The sequence below is a fragment of the Aeromicrobium sp. P2_G6 genome (genome assembly GCF_056403535.1).
In genome coordinates, this window is record NZ_JBFUFH010000004.1 from 349640 (window position 1) to 367028 (window position 17389).

Annotated in this window: 11 protein-coding genes; 4 read left to right on the forward strand and 7 right to left on the reverse strand. The window is 62.7% G+C overall.

Annotated elements, in window-relative coordinates:
* Positions 1 to 29: 29 nt before the first annotated feature.
* From AC1DVU_RS15165 to AC1DVU_RS15195, 7 genes are all read right to left on the reverse strand, one after another.
* Entirely contained in the window at positions 30 to 2315 is a 2286-nt protein-coding gene (locus tag AC1DVU_RS15165; protein ID WP_476923280.1) for a DUF262 domain-containing protein, read from the reverse strand.
* Between the two features lie 132 nt (positions 2316 to 2447).
* A complete protein-coding gene (locus AC1DVU_RS15170; RefSeq protein ID WP_476923281.1) occupies positions 2448 to 5267 on the reverse strand; it encodes a class I SAM-dependent DNA methyltransferase in 2820 nt (939 codons plus the stop codon).
* Entirely contained in the window at positions 5264 to 8584 is a 3321-nt protein-coding gene (locus AC1DVU_RS15175; protein WP_476923282.1) for a helicase-related protein, read from the reverse strand. Before AC1DVU_RS15175 ends, AC1DVU_RS15170 begins: the two co-directional genes overlap by 4 nt.
* A 114-nt stretch (positions 8585 to 8698) precedes the next feature.
* Positions 8699 to 9328, reverse strand: coding sequence for a hypothetical protein (locus AC1DVU_RS15180; RefSeq protein WP_476923283.1), 630 nt, complete (start codon positions 9326 to 9328; stop codon positions 8699 to 8701).
* Positions 9329 to 9422: 94 nt separating this feature from the next.
* Positions 9423 to 12383, reverse strand: a complete 2961-nt coding sequence (locus AC1DVU_RS15185) for a vitamin B12-dependent ribonucleotide reductase (protein WP_476923284.1) — start codon at positions 12381 to 12383, stop codon at positions 9423 to 9425.
* 111 nt (positions 12384 to 12494) lie between these two features.
* On the reverse strand, positions 12495 to 12992 hold the full coding sequence (gene nrdR / locus AC1DVU_RS15190; protein ID WP_476923285.1) for a transcriptional regulator NrdR: 498 nt from the start codon (positions 12990 to 12992) through the stop codon (positions 12495 to 12497).
* Between the two features lie 345 nt (positions 12993 to 13337).
* Positions 13338 to 14195, reverse strand: a complete 858-nt coding sequence (locus AC1DVU_RS15195) for a hypothetical protein (protein WP_476923286.1) — start codon at positions 14193 to 14195, stop codon at positions 13338 to 13340.
* 58 nt (positions 14196 to 14253) lie between these two features.
* Here AC1DVU_RS15195 and AC1DVU_RS15200 point away from each other — a divergent pair, with 58 nt between their 5' ends.
* The 4 genes from AC1DVU_RS15200 (at position 14254) to AC1DVU_RS15215 (ending at position 17288) form a co-directional block, all read left to right on the forward strand.
* The gene (locus tag AC1DVU_RS15200) at positions 14254 to 14826 is read left to right on the forward strand and encodes a Dps family protein (protein WP_476923287.1); all 573 of its coding nucleotides are present in this window, start codon (positions 14254 to 14256) and stop codon (positions 14824 to 14826) included.
* A 193-nt stretch (positions 14827 to 15019) separates the two neighbouring features.
* Positions 15020 to 15310, forward strand: a complete 291-nt coding sequence (locus AC1DVU_RS15205) for a GIY-YIG nuclease family protein (RefSeq protein WP_476923288.1) — start codon at positions 15020 to 15022, stop codon at positions 15308 to 15310.
* Positions 15311 to 15727: 417 nt separating this feature from the next.
* Entirely contained in the window at positions 15728 to 16078 is a 351-nt protein-coding gene (locus AC1DVU_RS15210; protein ID WP_476923289.1) for a YciI family protein, read from the forward strand.
* Between the two features lies 1 nt (position 16079).
* Positions 16080 to 17288 carry an RNA polymerase sigma factor gene (locus AC1DVU_RS15215; protein ID WP_476923290.1) on the forward strand — a complete coding sequence of 403 codons (1209 nt, stop codon included), beginning with the start codon at positions 16080 to 16082 and terminating at the stop codon, positions 17286 to 17288.
* The last annotated feature ends 101 nt before the right edge of the window (positions 17289 to 17389 follow it).

A 17389-nucleotide genomic window follows, 5' to 3' on the forward strand; every position in this document is an offset into this window, starting at 1 on the left:
CCGCAGACCTCGCTCGGATTCGTAGATTCCTATTGGACGGCGATGTACGCCGCAAGGCGCCGGTGGGCAGCATCTAGAACGCCGGGATCAAAGAGATGCTCGAACTCAGGGCGAAGAACCACCATTTCAACAGTTAGGTCGAGACGATTTGCCTCCCATAGGCGGGTGAAACCATCGCTCGGGGTCGTCGCAAGCGTTAGACGTCGTGCGGTTTCGATCCCGCCAAGCTCGCTGAGCATTCCTATGAAGTAGGTCGGCTTGTATCCCACCTCTTTGATCGATCGATTCGCTATTTCGCGCATGGCGCCTTCAAAATCGTGCGCCGTTGTCCGGGCCTCGACAGCGGACTCCGCGAATGAAACGCTGGACGCAACCTCATCGACTTGGTCCCGAACCGAGTTCGCGACATCATCACCATCGTCGGAGGCTGGCGTGAGCTCGCGGAGACTCTCGGTGGGTCCAGGCCATACGCCGCAGATCGCCCCTGCGAGCAGTCCCGAACGATTCGCGATGTCCTCCTCTGTCCATGCGTCGGCATGCTCGTCGACGATCTCCTTGTTTAGCGCGAGAAGGCTGAACTTGTTCAACAGAGTCCGCTTGCCCTTGTGTGCATCGCCACCCTCGACAAGGCCGCTCGCCTGCGCATCCGTCCATGGTCGATTGGAAAGCGACCCGTTCAGCGACTTCGTTACGAGCGTGAGGTTGCCCAAGGTGTTCAACAGTGCGTCGCGCGCTGCCGCTTCCTCGAGACCAAGTTTAGGTTCTGGATCCCAATGCGAGCGCCAGCCCTGAGGAAGAATGTGCTCGAGCTCGAGGCCATCTGGAAGGGCGACGCTCTCATATTTCACGTCAGAATCGCGCATTCGCTGCTCAATCGCACCGAGTACGACGCGAAGGCGCCCTTGACGAACTGTCCCGTACAGCTTTTGCTTTGGCAACGATGCCTCAACCTCGGAATCGGCCGGCCAAAGTCTCGCGTCTGCACTCTGCCTGGAAAGGTACGAACGCACTCGATCACCGGCGGTGTTCGCCTCGACGCTCTCAAGATCCTTGAGCATCGCAACCATCAGCTGGTTGACGCCTTTCATCGTGTACCGCAACAGAGTTCGCCGAATCACCCAACTTTCGAGGGCGCCGAGCCCGATTTCGACCTGCTCCTGGGGCACGTCGTGATTTTCAGACAGCATCCACAGCAGAAGCGGCGTTGTGGCGGCAAGTTCCATCGTCTCGATCACGCGTTTGTAGAAGACGCCCTCCGCTGAGTCGCGCGCCATTTGTGCGAAGTTTTGGAACGTTTGCGAGTCTTTGCGCAGTTCCGAGAGCATCCGCTCAGCGCCGTCGACGTCCGAGTACAACGGCTCGGCATACTCGGTAAACACTCGGAATACCTGATCCGTGTTCACCTCTTCACGGAGACGCATGGTGAGCCAGTACTGAAGGAAGATGTCGATACGCGAACGGCTAAGTCGGCCTTGGGAGATCTCCTGACGCCACCAGTCGCCGTCGAAATCCGCCCAGAATCGATCAGGCCAAGACTCAACGTCAGCGCCGAGATTTTCACCCTTGAGAAAGACCCAATTTTTGATGAGATCCGCCTTCAAGAGCGGAGTCCCACGATCGTTTAGCGTCTCGAATATGAGCTGAGAGTCATCATGCCCAGTAAGGTTGATCGCTACGACCTGGAGCCTGTTCTGCAGCACATCTGAGAGCGCTGAGGCTCTGTCCTCCGGCGTCCCGTGAGGTGGATTTCCGTCATCATCTGGTCTGCCGTTGATCCACCGCTCGGTCTCGGATCGGAAGAATCGGTGCGCTCTGACGATGCGATGCTCCTCGAAGCCACCTGCGTTTGGGTCCATGGCTTCTCGGAACGCATCGCGGTCGCCTTTTGACGGCCAGAGCTTGAAGCGTTCCGGCTTTCCCTCGAATCGCTTCGCATCGTTCAGCACTAGATCCTTCAGCTCGTCAGCAACATCGGCTTGCTCAAGCTCCTCAGCTACCTGCTGAACCGCGTCCAGCAGCACCTGAAGCGTGGTCATGCGCTGCTGTCCGTCGATCACAAGGTTCCGGGACATGTTGACTTCCGTGTGCGCATTACCGTCGGCAAAAACAACGGCGCCGAGGAAATGATTGGTTACCTCGCTTGACCCTTCGGTGGCGCGCTGAACCAGTACCTTCCCGGCCACCCGAAGGATGTCCTCCCACAATGGGGCCCATTGATCCTCTTCGTCCCACACGTATGGGCGCTGGTAGACCGGGATCTGAAAATGGACCTTCCCGTCAAAAAGATCCCTTGGGCTGTACGGCTCAGCCTTCATGGCGCTTTGCTCCAAGTCGTGGGGGTTGAGAGTTCAGTCGAGACTTAGACGAAACACTCCGGATAGGCATGCCCGAGTACGCATTTTCGGTCGTCCTGGGATCAAAGGTGCTGCAGGTCCTGGGATCGAAGGTCATGAGCGTCGCCGCTTCCGTTGAGACTTCACTGAGGCAGAGAACAGTCCGGCGTCGAGCTTTGCGTAGGTCTGGAACAGGACACTCTGGCGCTCCTCCATTGTGATCGATCCCGACGGCAAGCCGAAGATGCCGTCAACGACAGCATCCAAGGCAGCGTGAGCCGAGACGAGTTCGGCGGGCAACGCTCCTGGCTCGTACAGGTCCGCGAGCGACCGATCCGGATACAGATGTCGTGCCGTCAAGACGTCCGCACCAGCCTTCGCAACCGCATGGCGTGCCTTGGCATCAATCTCTGGCAGAGGGAAGTTGTTCCATACGAGTGTGTTGGAGAATGACGGCCGAGATTCCAGCCTGTTGCCGACCGTGAACTGCCAGGTCAAGAACATCGAAGATGAGATCACACCAAAGAGGAAGCCATCGGCGTCTGGCGCCGCGAAGAGTCGGTCACTTGGAATGACGTCCGCGTCGAGACGCGCCGCGGTGTAGAAGAGCCTATTCTCACTAACAACCCGCGGGATTCCAAGGTAGGCGGTGGCGTAGCCTCCCGAACGCTGACCGAACAGATGTGGTGTAGCTGCCATAGCCTTTGTGCTTGGCGCTTTGCTCTTAAGGCGCATTTCTCGAACGCCCGCGATTCGATCAGTCAGGATGGCGGAACCGGCCACGTCTTTGGGATCGAGGTCAGTCATCCAGAGACACCAGCGCTCTCGACCATTCACTAGTTCCTCTGAGCCGATGAAGCGGCGAAGATATTTCGCGGCAATCGGATCGGCTGCAACCGCAGGGTACGCATCGTCGTCCACGATCAGGTGTCCGCCATCCCGCGGCATGTTCCCAAACGTCACGACGGCGAGATCCGTTGACAACGGGTCGCTCCTCGGCGACACCAAGACGTTCGGACCATCGACGAGGTAACCGTTGATACTTGACGCCCCAAGCTCCGTCGGCTCGGACCAGGGAGTGCCATAGTCGAACAACCGCGCCTTCGTCTCGGAGCGATCGAAACCGATGATGTTGCAGTGAACCGCTGCCTTGCCTGAAGCCTCGGACGTCCAAGCGAATGTCCGGTGGGCGAACTTGATTCGCCAGCGAGCGCGAAAGATCGGTCCAAACAAGCGCGGAACTTGATCTCCTTGGGTCACCGAGTTTGTCGACACGAATGCCCAGCGTCCGGCTGTCGATCCGAAGTACTTCATCGCCGTGGCGTACCACGCAGTGACGTAGTCCAATCGACCGATATCGGCGCCATCCCACGCCGCACGAAGTTGGTCCGTCTGTTTCGCGGTGCGGGAGATGTGGCCGAGGAACGGTGGGTTCCCGGCGATGACCACATCGGACGTCGGCACACAGAATCCTGACCAGTCGACTTCCAGAGCATCTCCAACGAGGATCTTGGCTTGCTCCTGAATAGGAAGGCGCTCGGGCGCCACGCCAAATCTTTCCTTCATACGCAGGTCGCATTGGCGATCGATCAAGAACATCGCGGTCTCGGCAATGCGGGCCGGCCACTCGTCGATCTCGATCCCGTAGAAGTTGTTGAGCGTGACCTTCAGCAGGTGCGTCCAGTCGGCGGGGAGTGCGACGGTCTCCTCGCCGTCGGTGAGTGTCGCGAGGGCGTCCATGATACGAAGTTCGAGCTCGCGCAGTTCGCGGTAGGCGACGATGATGAAGTTTCCGCAACCGCAGGCCGGATCGATGTATCGGATGTCGCCGAGGCGTTTCCAGAGATCATGAAGTTTCTGCCTCCGCCCCTTCTGGAGCGTAAGGATGTGTTCAAAGTCGGCGCGCAGCTCGTCGAGGAATAGCGGGTTGAGGGTCTTGAGGATGTTCTCTTCCGACGTGTAGTGCTCGCCGAGCTCCCGACGCGTCTGGGCATCTCGGACCGACTGGAACATCGAGCCGAAGATAGCCGGGCTAATCGTCGACCAGTCGACGGCCGACGCCGCGAGGATCGAGTCCCGGAAGTCTTTGTCGAGGTGAGGCAGAGTGATGTGTTCCTCGAAGATCCCGCCGTTGACATACGGAAAAGTCGCCAGCTCAGACGGGAGTCCAATCCGATCCCGCGGAGCCATGTCGAGCACGTCAAACAACTCATTCAAGCGCTCACCGATGTCTTCACCGTCGCGCGCCGTCTGATCCTTGACGAAGTCCTGGAAATGGTTAGGAAGAGGCTCCCCCTTGGAGTCTTTCCACATCTCCGTGTCGTCGCTGAAAAGCAGGAAGAGCACACGTGCGAGGCTGACCGAGATCTCATGGTCGCGTTTCTTCGGATCGAAACCGCTCGAGTACCCTTTCTCGACCGCGGCGTACATCTGGGCCATGAGCTTGGATGCACGCTTGGTTTCGTTCTTAGTCTCTACATCGAAGGCTCCGCGAACTCGCGAGAGCAGGTCGTTGACGTCGAGCACGACGTCGCTCGGCAGCCGAATGGCATCAAGTTTCACCACGAACTGAGGGTCGGGGGTCCCGACCCTGTGAACGTGACGCGCGGGCCGAGAGATGACTCCCGCGCCCTTCGCGGTGCGCGATGGCCAGCGCCACACCTGCTTGTCGCCATCGTGGAAAATCACCAGGCGGTTCGTCGAGCTTTTCGCGATGGCCTGGTCGAGTTTCGCTTCCACGGCAGCGCCAGGGAGTGCCGGGACTTCCCAGACCCGTACGCCCTTGAAAGAGGAGACGTTGGTCGCCGTCACCTTGGAACCATCGTCGAGTTCGATTTCGATGGGCGCTTGATCTGGACTGTGCCAGAAGAGGTCAACACGGAACAGTTTGCTGAAGTCGCCCTTGTCGGCTTCTGCGATGAGTCCGTCCGTCATCGCGGCGTCACCCCAATCGAGCACACGATCTTGATCTCATCCTTATCGGTTGAACCGATAACCAGCCGCTGCTCGTCATGGAGCTGCTTCACCATGTCGGCCAAGTCTTGTTCTGAGTACTTGCTGCGACGTGCTTGCCGGAGGCGGATGTTGGTGTACTCGGTGAGGGGGCGATCCATCATGGCCTCCAACGCCGCACTGGCGTCGGCACCGTAAATCGTTCCTCCCAGGCGTTCGACTGCCCACTTGCGGACGCCGCGGAGGTTCCCGATCGCCACCATCTCGTTGCTGAGTTTGCCTTTGATCAGACCTGACTCACGACCGAAGTGGTCGGGACGCAGGACGGCAGTCGGAGTGGTCTCCTGTGCGCGGAAGATGTGGAGCGCTTCGAGCGGGGTCAGTAGCCGCTCAATCATGTCGCCTCCATCGGGATTGTCGAATGCAGCAGCGAAGGCGTCCACGCCCGACGTCGTGCTGGCGAAAGTGGTGACTCCGGTCTTCGTCTCGTGGTCGTAAGGGTCGCGAGTGCTGTGAATGAGGTCCTGCATCTTGAGGACCTTCCCGGCCAGTTCCGGCTTGTCGTCCTTCACACGTGACCAGACCAGCCAGGCCTCGCTAACCGCATCGGCCTCACCCTCGTCCTGATCTAGTTCATCCTCCGACGGGACGGCTCCCTTGTAGAGGTCATGAAGTAGGTTCACTTCCTTGGCATCCCCGAAGAACTGCTCATCGGACCCAAACGCGGCGGCGTTGTCGCCGAGACGCTGCCTGATTCGTTGCCGAAGCTGGATTGCCTGCTCGACCTTCTCGTGAGTGATGAGGTAGATGAAGACCGAGTCTGACTTCTGGCCTACTCGGTCGACACGTCCAGCACGCTGAATGATGCGGATGATGGCCCACGGAAGATCGTAGTTAACGACGATGTGGGAGTCCTGGAGGTTCTGGCCCTCGGACAGCACATCAGTCGCAATGAGGACGTCGATCGGGTCGACGACAGGCTTCAGATCGTCTTCCTCGCCGGGAAGTCGGTTACTGTTCGGCGAGAACCTGCGAGCGATCGCGGCGGGATCTTCAGAGTCCCCGGAAGCAAGACCGACGTTCGGAATACCGGCATCCTTGAGTGCCTGCGCGACGTACATGGCCGTGTCGGCGTACTCAGTGAAGACCAAGACCTTGTCACCCGTATGCCGGTCGCGGAGAAGGTCGACCAGCGCGTTGACCTTTGAGTCCTTAGCTGCGTCCCAAGCGCCGAAGCTGTCGAGCAGTTCGGTGATGATCCGGTTGTCGCGCTGGAGGTCCTTCTTCAGCGTCGTCTTCAAAACCTTCGTCCCCAGCCACTTCGTCGAGGACGGCAGGCGGCGATGGAGTTCGCGATACTGCGACTCCAGGCTGCCGTAAATGTCCTCATCCTCTTCGAGGTCATCGTCCGACACCATGAACTGCTGGTCACTGAAGCTTCCGAGCGGCACGTCGAGATCGTTCTCGATCGCATAGATGAAGAGCTCGTTCCGTGCGCGCTGTCTCTGCAGGCTGAGGATGAACGAATGGCCGGAAGAAGAAAGCCGTTTGAAGAGGCCGATCCGGACGAACCCACTGACATTGCCTCGGCCTGATCGGATGTCAGCCAGAATCTTGGCGTCCTTGTCCGAGTGAAGTGCCTTGGGGTCGTCGTAGTCGGCGAGCCGATAGCGGGGCAGGGTGAGGTCACGGACCGAGTCAAGCGTGTCTTCTTCCTCCATCAGTTTGGCCGGGTCGTCATCGGCGAAGTCGTGACTCAACGGGCGAGGCACCCGGGTCGGGAAGTGGAAGCGTTGGCCGTTGGCAAACTGAAGATACTCGCGCTCCTCCGTCTTGCCATTCGGGAGCGTGACGGTCTCCTTCTTGGCGGTGCGCTTGATGAACGACCGTGTACGCCGTACAAGGTGATCGCTCATCAGGCGCTTCCAATCCTCGGGTTCTTCGGATCGGCGGAATGCGGCCAATGTTGTGATCTTGCCGTCGACCTTGTCGATGAGGGTGGGGTCCTTGGCCATTGCCGCGGTGGGCTGGATGCCGAGATCCTCGTCATCGTCGATATAGAGGCCGATCTGGTTCGCCACATCGGCGAAGGCGAGGTTGTACGGAGTCGCGGTGAGCAGTAGAACCTTGGAGCCGTTGCGACGGACGTAGTCCTGGATCGCCTCGGAGGCCTTCGTGCTGTTGTTGCGCAGGTTGTGCGACTCGTCGCAGATGACCAGGTGGAAGCGCTTGAGCTCGGGCAGCCTCTTGTCTGCCATCGAGTACGGGACTACTCGGGCGCCCACAAGCCCGTACCTCTCGAGGTGCTCCTCCCACATGTGCTGCAAGTTCTTGGGACACAGAACCAGCGTCGTGTAGTCTTCGGCAGCTTCGAGCATGAGGGCGGTCGCGACAGCGGTCAGGGTCTTGCCGAGGCCGACCACGTCGCCGAGCATCGTGCCGCCGCGCCGAACGATGCGGCGGGCGAGCGTGCGCACAGCGGTCTCTTGATAGTCAAGGAGGAGGTCCTGCATCGACGGCGGCAGGACATAGCCCATCCCTTCGCGTGCGTCCTCAGACAAGCTGTAGCAGACCTTAAGGTAAACCTCGTACGGCGTCGGCTGAGAGCCAGATGCCCAAGACTCTTCGATCAGTTCGATGATCTCGGCGGTGATTTTGAGGGAGAAGTGGTCACCCCACCGTTCCGTGAACCAGTCGGCGAGCTTTTTCGAGGCATCGTCGTCTTTGACGTCGATGTTCAGTTCTAGGTTCCGAAAGAGCCCTGCGTTCGTCAGGTTGGAAGAGCCAACGTACGCGCGCCGCTCGGCCATCTGATTGCCAGGCGCGTGAAAGATGTACGTCTTGCCATGCAGCGGGGCGCTGGTGAAGACTTTCATCTCCACAGCCCCTGACTCAAGGTGATTCTTAAGCTGCTGAAGCGTGCGCTGCTCGGCCTCTGACGGCAGCCCACGCATGAGCTGGGTCCGCAGGTGCTTGACGAGCTGTTCCTTGGCGGCGAGCGCCTTCCCCATGTCGTTCATGTCTGAGCCGTAGGGCGGGGGCTGAACAGCATCCTGGAGGGCCGACAGCATGAGTGCCGAGTCAGCAGGCATGACCATACCGACCAACACACGCGTGATTGAGGAGGCTCCGGGTTGACGATTCTCAAGCTTTCCGTCGACGATGTCGGCGAAACTCGCCCATCCGCGGAGGTCAAAGTATCCCGTCGCCACATCGCAGGTGTCGAAGTTAGACATCGCAGACTGAAGCGCCGGCCCGAGAGTTGAGTCTGCACTCAGATTGTCGAAGATGTCCGGCACTGACCCTCCAAGGTCGATTAGTCGTTCGGTCTGACACTACTCACGGGAGCGGACATTGAATGAGATCAAGTGTTCGACTCGGTTCACTGCATCGCGATCACTCAGCCGCCGAGGTTACGCGGACCCGATCGCAACCCATTTGAACCATTCGGCAGGCCCATGCTGGGTGAGAGCATTGCCGTCCCTCAGATCGGCTAACCACGCACGCTCAACGACCGACGGGCGGAGCACATTGAAGGTAGCCCGGTAGTTCTTGAACTCAGCTCCACCGGTCTCGCGTGACTCAATCGCCAGTTGGTTCACGGCCGGCACCAGAAGACCCGAAAACGACACATCTCGCCCGGTGCCAACCTTCAAGAAGAGAAAGAATGGCGGTATCTGACTCCGCACCTGGCGTCTATCGACAGCGACTCGTGCGAAGACATCGGCCAACAATTTATTACCGCCGCGAGGCGTGTCCTCGACGTCCTTTCCCGGAGAACGTTGGTCTCCGAAGTAGACGAACGTCGATCCATCGCTCGAGAATCGGTCAGGCCATTCTTGCTCAGACTGAGTTGAGAACAGAGCGACATACTTTGTCTCACCCCGACCCCACGGCCGGAATCCTCCCGCGTTACCGACGCCAACCAACGGGTGGAGCGGATCGTCACCGTGGTTACCCTTCACCCCGCCCTCGTATACGGCATCGAGGATCAGGTCTGAGGAGGCCAGTTCTGAGAACGGGACCGTCTTGGGGGCATTCACGTGAACAGACTAGGCACTTCTCGCGCGCCCCAGTGCTAAATCGAAGATGAGCCCCGACCGGCGCGATCGGGGCTCATCCACTGTCACGGCTTGATCAGCTGCAGCCGCTGGTGCTGCCGCAGCCTTCGCAGACGTGGCAGGAGCCGGCGGGGCGCATTTTCGTTCCACATGTCATGCAGAGCGGCGAGTCGACCGCGGAGCCGGTGAGGGTCTCCAGGAGCTCGGCGCTCGTGTGAGCGGTTGCCGGGGCGGGCTTGGACATGATCGCGATGTGCTCGACCGGGTCCGTGTCGGACTTGTCCTCGGCTTCGAAGTGACCTGACGTCCCTTCGCTCGCAGAGCTCGCTCCCGCGGCTCCGCCGCTAGGGACCGGGTTTCCGCTCGGGGCCGAGACCTCGGATCCGAGTTCGCCGCCGACGAGTTCGGCTGCGGTGCTGCCGTTGCCGACCGGGGGCTCGTAGGAGCCCGTGTCGAGGTAGCGCTGGCGCTCCTCGGCCGAGTGGATGCCGAGGGCTGAGCGGGTCTCGAAGTCGAGGTAGTCCAGGGCCAGGCGACGGAACGTGTAGTCCATGATCGACTGGCTCATGCGGACGTCCGGGTCGTCGGTCAGACCGGCCGGCTCGAACTTCATGTTGGTGAACTTCTGGACGAACGTCTCCAGCGGCACGCCGTACTGCAGCGAGATGCTGATGGCGATCGAGAAGGCGTCCATCATGCCGGCCAGGGTCGAGCCCTGCTTGCCGAGCTTCATGAAGATCTCGCCGAGCGAGCCGTCAGGGTGAGCACCGGAGGTCATGTAGCCCTCGGCACCACCGACGGAGAACGACGTCGTGATCGACTGGCGCGACTTCGGCAGGCGGCGACGGATCGGCTTCTCGACGATGACTTCCTTGACCTCGACCTTGGTCGAGCCCGACTCCTTGGCGCCCTTGCCGTCGGACAGCGGCTGGCCGACCTTGCAGTTGTCGCGGTAGACCGCGAGCGCCTTGAGGCCGAGCTTCCAGCCCTGGAAGTAGACGTCCTCGATCTCCTCGACCGTGGCCGACTCCGGCAGGTTGACCGTCTTGGAGATCGCGCCGGACAGGAACGGCTGGCAGGCAGCCATCATCAGCACGTGGCCCATCGGCTTGATAGAGCGCTGACCCATCGCGGTGTCGAAGACCTCGTAGTGCTCGGTCTTGAGCCCGGGCGCGTCGACGACGTGACCGTTGTCGGCGATGTACTCGACGATCGCCTCGATCGTCTCGTTGGTGTAGCCGAGCTTCTTGAGCGCCGCCGGGATGGTCTGGTTGACGATCTGCATCGAGCCGCCACCGACGAGCTTCTTGAACTTGACCAGCGAGAAGTCCGGCTCGATGCCGGTCGTGTCGCAGTCCATCATGAACCCGATGGTGCCGGTCGGCGCGAGGACGGAGGCCTGGCTGTTGCGCCACCCGTTCTTCTGGCCGATCTCGAGGTTGAGCTTCCACTGCTTGGCAGCCTCACGGTGCACCGCGATGTCGATCGAGTGCATCGTGCGGATCTCGTCGTTGGCGGCCTGGTGCTTGCGCATGACGCGCTCGTGCGCCGAGGCGTTCTGGGCGAAGCCGTCGTAGGGGCCGACGACGCCGGCGAGCTCGGCCGAGCGACGGTAGGACGTACCGGTCATCAGCGAGGTGATCGCACCGGCGAGGGCACGGCCACCGTCGGAGTCGTATGCCAGGCCCGACGCCATGAGCAGCGCGCCGAGGTTGGCGAAGCCGATGCCGAGCTGGCGGTAGGCCCGCGTGGTCTCGCCGATCGCCTCGGTCGGGAAGTCCGCGAAGCAGATCGAGATGTCCATCGCGGTGATGATGAACTCGGTCGCCTTGACGAACGTCTCGGTGTCGAACGAGCCGTCGTCCTTGAGGAACTTCAGCAGGTTGAGGCTGGCCAGGTTGCACGACGAGTTGTCGAGGTGCATGTATTCCGAGCACGGGTTGGACGCGGTGATGCGGCCGGCCTCGGGCGAGGTGTGCCAGTCGTTGATCGTGCCGTCGTACTGGATGCCGGGGTCGGCGCACGCCCAAGCAGCCTGTGCGATGTCCTCCCACAGCTTGCGGGCGTCGACGGTCTCGATGATCTCGCCGGACGTACGGGCGCGGAGCCCGAACTCGCCACCGGACTCGACCGCACGCATGAACTCGTCGTTAACGCGGATCGAGTTGTTGGCGTTCTGGTACTGGACGCTGGTGATGTCGGCGCCGCCGAGGTCCATGTCGTAGCCGGCGTCGCGGAGGACGCGGATCTTGTCCTCCTCCTTGGCCTTGGTCTCGACGAACTCCTGGATGTCGGGGTGGTCGACGTCGAGCACGACCATCTTGGCCGCACGACGCGTGGCGCCACCGGACTTGATGGTGCCGGCGGACGCGTCGGCGCCGCGCATGAACGAGACCGGGCCCGAAGCGGTGCCGCCCGAGGAGCGGAGCAGCTCCTTGGACGAGCGGATGCGGCTCAGGTTGAGGCCGGCACCGGAACCACCCTTGAAGATCAGACCCTCTTCCTTGTACCAGTTGAGGATCGAGTCCATCGAGTCATCCACCGCGAGGATGAAGCAGGCGCTGACCTGCTGCGGGCTCGACGTGCCCACGTTGAACCACACCGGGCTGTTGAAGCTGAAGACCTGGTGCAGGAGCATGTGCGTCAGCTCGTGCTCGAAGATCGTCGCGTCGTCCTCGGTGGCGAAGTAGCCGTGGTCGCGGCCGGCCTGAGTGTAGGTCAGCACGACGCGGTCGAGGAGCTGCTTGAGGCTCTGCTCACGCTCGGCCGAGCCGACGGCGCCGCGGAAGTACTTGGTCGTGACGATCGTGGAGGCGTTGACGCTCCAGAAGTCGGGGAACTCCACACCGCGCTGCTCAAAGACGTTCTCGCCGGTCTTCCAGTTGGTCTGCACGACGTCGCGACGTTCCCAGGTGACGTTGTCGTACGGGTGCACCCCCTCGGTCGTGTAGACGCGCTGGATCTTGAGGGCGGCGTTGCCCTTCTTGCCAGCAGTCTTGCGCGAGGACCCCGAGGGTCCGCTGACCGTTTCCGTCATGTGAGTGCTCCTACTGTCTGTGTTGCGCGGTGGGTGATGTTTGCTTTGCTACTTGCGCCTCGGTGGTCTCGATACGCTCCTCGTTCCTCGGAGCTACTCGACCAGCGGGGCTCAGGTCTGGTGGTGATCCTTGTTTGCGGTGTGTTCGGCGAGCTCGCCGTCGGCGCCGGCCGCCATGAGGCTGGCGATCTCGTCGGCGAAGTCGTCGGCGGACTCGAACTGCTTGTAGACGCTGGCGAATCGCAGGTAGGCGACCTCGTCGAGGCTCTTGAGGGGCTCGAGGATCGCGAGGCCGACCTCGTGGGCCGGGACCTCCGCGCATCCAGAGTCGCGAAGCGTGTCCTCGACCTGCTGGCCGAGTCGCGCCAGGTCGTCGTCGGAGACCGGTCGGCCCTTGCAGGCCTTGCGGACACCGGCGATGGCCTTGTCACGGACGAAGGGTTCGGTCGCGCCGGAGCGCTTGACGACCGTGAGCTGCATCTGCTCGATCGTGGTGAACCGCTTCTCGCAGGAGGAGCAGACCCGGCGGCGGCGGATGGCTCCACCCTCGTCGGCGACACGGCTGTCGAGAACCCGGGTGTCGGTGTTCTTGCAGAACGGACAATGCATGTCGGTCAACTCCTTCCCATACAAGGGGCTTGGTCCGAAAAGTTGTCCCCCGATGGGGACAAGTCATGTGGAAGCCGTGTGGATTCCGACGATTTTCGGTGTGTAACTCCCCACAACATGTGGAGAACTACATTGTTGTAACTACTAGATCTAGTGCCACTGTACGCCGGTGGAAAGGCCCGTGCAACACGATTGCAGCAAGAGGCGACAGTTTTTCTGGACATGCCTGTCACCGCAGGTCAGAGGCCATTTGTGGCGAAAATCACGGCGTGTCGAAACCCCTCAGAACACACCTGTATCAACGTTTTCCGGCTCCCAGGTATGACCAGCAGCCGGCGCTGGCTACTAGTGGTTGTGGGCCCAGCGGAGGTATGCCGCGGCGTGGTGGAGGTCGTCGAATCCGTTGCCGGCGAGGTCGACCAGCAGGTCGTTGCTCCACACGCCGAGGCGGCCGATCGTCCACGACGTCAGATCGACCTCGGGGAGCTCCAGCCCGTACAGCGATTGGGCGATCGCGCGCTTGTCGGCATACGTGACGATCGGCAGGAATCGGTCGGGATCGGCGACCGCGAGGGTCTTGGTCAGCAGTCCCTCGCCCCAGCCGGGCATCGAGAAGCCGAAGCCCTGGTCGATGAGGTTGCTCAGCCGGTCCTCGAGCTCCCCGGGTCCGCGGAGCAGGTGGTTGGTCACCGCGCGTACACGGCGGGCGCCCTCGAGCTCACCGAGCAGGACCCACGCCTTGTCGAACTCGGTCGAGTCCCCCGTGCTCACGCCGGTCGGGTCGTCGGCGAACAGCTTGAAGTCGTCGATCGTCGCCTTGTCGAGGCCGTCGGCGGAGAACACCCACTTGAACTTCTGCCAGTGCCGGGTCACCAGTGGATCAGGCTCGTACGCAGTGGCCAGGAACTCCTGCTTCAGCGCTTCGGCACGCTCCAGGGCGGCTGCGTCGACGTCCGTGGGCTTCGGGAACTGCTGCACGACGTACGCGATCGGGCGCGGGGCGACGACCGTGCTCGCCGCCCGCCTGGGCGTACTCCTCGGTGTGCTCTTGCGGGCCGCCGGCTTGGCCTCCGGGGTCGGCGAGCCGAAGGGGAACGTGAACTTGCAATCGGTGCACTCGGCCTCCTTGCGCCCGTCGGGCAGGGTGCGAAGCACGACGACGTCGTCCTCGCGGACACACAGAGGACACACGATCAAAGCCATGGGACAAACGTATGCCGTGGGGCCGTGTGAGATCGCGGCGGCTGGGTAGGCCAAGAGCATGCCTACTTCAGCCCCGAAATACACCATTCCCGGACTCACGACCGCCGAGGGCGAGAAGCTCGCCAACATCCTGCAGGAGCGCCTCAACGCCCTGATCGACCTGCACCTGACGCTCAAGCACGTGCACTGGAACGTCGTCGGCCCGCACTTCATCGCGGTGCACGAGATGATCGACCCGCACGTCGACGAGGTCATCGCGATGGTCGACGAGACCGCCGAGCGCATCGCCACTCTCGGCGCCTCGCCCAAGGGCACGCCGGGCGCGGTCGTCAGCGGCCGCAGCTGGGACGACTACTCCCTCGGCCGTGCCACCACCAACGAGCACCTCGGAGCGCTCGACGAGGTCTACATCCAGCTGATCGCCGATCACCGCAAGGCGCAGGAAGCCGTCGCCGACATCGACCCGATGACCGAGGACATGATCATCGGCCAGGCCCGCCAGCTCGAGCTGTTCCACTGGTTCGTCCGCGCCCACCTGGAGAGCTCCGGCGGTGCGCTGTCGACCGAGGGCGCGATGTCCGAGGCCGAAGCGGCGATCCAGGCCAGCGACGCCGCCGACATCACCGAATAGTCGTTTGTCAGGGAGGGATCCCATACCGGAGCCTCGGCCCGCCCAAGAGGGCCGGGGCTTCGTACTGCCCTCGGGGCGGCCGACTACCGAGTGGACTCGCCGGTCGAGTAGCAAGCTCGCTCTGCGAGCGGCGTATCGAGACCCCTGTGGATGACCGCTCACGCGACCGAGGCATCGCAGACATGCTCCTCGTGTGGGCGGATACATGTACATCCTGAGGTGTGCCGACGGCAGCTACTACGTCGGGAGCACGCGCGACATCATCGCGCGATTCGAGAAGCATCAAGCGGGCGAAGGTGCCGAGTACACACGGCGGCGGCTGCCGGTCGAGCTCGTCTTCGTCCAGCCGTGCGAGTCGATCGTCCAGGCGTACTGGTTCGAGAAGAAGGTCCAGAACTGGTCGCGGGCCAAGCGCGAAGCGCTGATCAACGGCGAGCTCCACCTGCTGCCCGGGTTGGCGAAGAAGGATTTCAAGCGTAAGTAGTGATCTCACGAGGTCTCGATACGCCGAACTCGCAGAGCTCGCCTGGCTACTCGACCGGCGAACAGCTCGGTGGTCGAGTGGCCGCGAGGAACGAGCGGGCGTATCGAGACCACATCACGCGAGCTCCTCGGCTCACTGGGTCTCGATACGCCGAACGCCCCCTACTCGCAGAGCTCGTGGGGGGACCCCCAGCAGAGCTCGCCTGGCTACTCGACCGGCGAGACCACGCGCTGGTCGAATGAGCTCGACCGGCGACAACTCGGTGGTCGAGTGATCCCGAGGAACGAGGGATCGTATCGAGACCACATCACGCGAGCATTCGAGCTCGACCGCTGAAAGATGTCGATTTCTTGGTGTGTCGTTCGTGTAGGGGGTGAGAGGCTGGCAGCAGGCCGGCCGCACACAGGAGGCACCACCATGACGCAGTACGTACTCAACGTCATCGAGCCCGTGATGGAGCCGGGGTTCACTCCCCCTCCGGAGTTCCTCGAGCCGATCATGCGCAAGCTCAACATCGTCAACGAGGAGCTTCAGGCCAGCGGCCAGTGGGTGTTCGCCGGCGGGCTTAACGGGCCGGACGCGACCACGGTCGTACGCCATCAGGACGGGGAGACGCTGATGACCGACGGGCCGTACGTCGAGGGCAAGGAGCACGTCGGCGGCTTCACGATCGTCGACTCCCCCGACCTGGACGCGGCGCTGGCGTGGGCCGGCAAGTACGCCGAGGCGACAGGGCTGCCGATCGAAGTGCGCCCGTTCCGCCACTGACGTGACGACCGAAGACGCCGACATCGCGCGGGTGTTCCGCGAGGAGCACGGCCGTGCGGTGGCTGTCCTGGCCCGCGTCTTCGGCGACCTCGACATCGCCGAGGACGCGGTCCAGGAGGCGTTCGCCGCAGCCGTCGAGCGCTGGCCCGCCGACGGCGTGCCGCCCAGCCCCAGCGGCTGGATCATCACCACCGCCAAGCGGCGGGCCATCGACCGGCTGCGGCGCGAGGCGAACCGCGACGACAAGCACGCGCAGGCGGCGCTGCTGCTCGAACAGGACGAACCGAAGGAGGAGGGTCCCGTGTCCGACGACCGGCTCCGCCTCATCTTCACGTGCTGCCACCCTGCGCTCTCCCCCGCCGCCCGCGTCGCTCTGACCCTGCGGATGCTCGGCGGGCTGACCACACCGGAGATCGCGCGCGCGTTCCTCGTGCCGGAGCCGACGATGGCGCAGCGGTTCGTACGCGCGAAGGGCAAGATCCGCGCAGCGCACATTCCCTACCGCGTGCCTCGTGACGCGGACCTGCCCGACCGGCTGCGCGGTGTGCTTGCGGTGGTCTACCTGATCTTCAACGAGGGCTACGCCGCGAGCTCCGGCACCGACCTCGTACGCGAGGACCTGTGCGCCGAGGCAATCCGGCTCGGCCGGCTGCTGGTCGCGTTGATGCCTGACGAGCCCGAAGCCGCTGGCCTGCTTGCCCTGATGCTGCTCAACGACTCGCGGCGGCCAGCCCGTACGTCCGACGGTCTGCTCGTACTGCTCGCCGACCAGGACCGCTCGCTCTGGGACCGGGGCCTGATCGCGGAGGGCCAGGACCTCGTACGCCGTTGCATCCGGCGCGGACAGCCCGGGCCGTACCAGCTGCAGGCTGCGATCGCCGCGGTGCACAGCGACGCCGCGACGGCGGCCGACACCGACTGGGCGCAGATCGTGCAGCTCTACGACCACCTGCTGCAGATCGCGCCGAGTCCGGTCGCTGCGCTCAACCGTGCGGTTGCCGTCGCCGAGGTCGACGGGCCTGAGGTCGGGCTCGGCCTGGTCGACGAGCTCGACCTGCCTGGCTTCGGCCTGTTGCACGCGATCCGCGCCGACCTGTTGCGCAGGGCCGGCCGTACGGACGAGGCCGTGCAGGCGTACGAACGCGCTACCGACCTGACCGAGAACGCCAGAGAGAAGGAGTTCCTGCAACGCCGGCTCGCCGAGTTATGACCCGGCGTACGCACTCGGTGGTCGAGTCCGAGCGAGGAACGAGCGAGGGTATCGAGACCACATGACGCGAGCTTCTCGGCTCACGTGGTCTCGATACGCCG

Excerpts from the sequence above, each read along its gene's own strand:
- AC1DVU_RS15165 (WP_476923280.1), bottom strand. The coding sequence starts at position 2,315 with ATGAAGGCTGAGCCGTACAGCCCAAGGGATCTTTTTGACGGGAAGGTC.
- AC1DVU_RS15170 (WP_476923281.1), bottom strand. The coding sequence starts at position 5,267 with ATGACGGACGGACTCATCGCAGAAGCCGACAAGGGCGACTTCAGCAAA.
- AC1DVU_RS15185 (WP_476923284.1), bottom strand. The coding sequence starts at position 12,383 with ATGACGGAAACGGTCAGCGGACCCTCGGGGTCCTCGCGCAAGACTGCT.
- nrdR (WP_476923285.1), bottom strand. The coding sequence starts at position 12,992 with ATGCATTGTCCGTTCTGCAAGAACACCGACACCCGGGTTCTCGACAGC.
- AC1DVU_RS15195 (WP_476923286.1), bottom strand. The coding sequence starts at position 14,195 with ATGGCTTTGATCGTGTGTCCTCTGTGTGTCCGCGAGGACGACGTCGTC.
- AC1DVU_RS15200 (WP_476923287.1), top strand. The coding sequence starts at position 14,254 with ATGCCTACTTCAGCCCCGAAATACACCATTCCCGGACTCACGACCGCC.
- AC1DVU_RS15210 (WP_476923289.1), top strand. The coding sequence starts at position 15,728 with ATGACGCAGTACGTACTCAACGTCATCGAGCCCGTGATGGAGCCGGGG.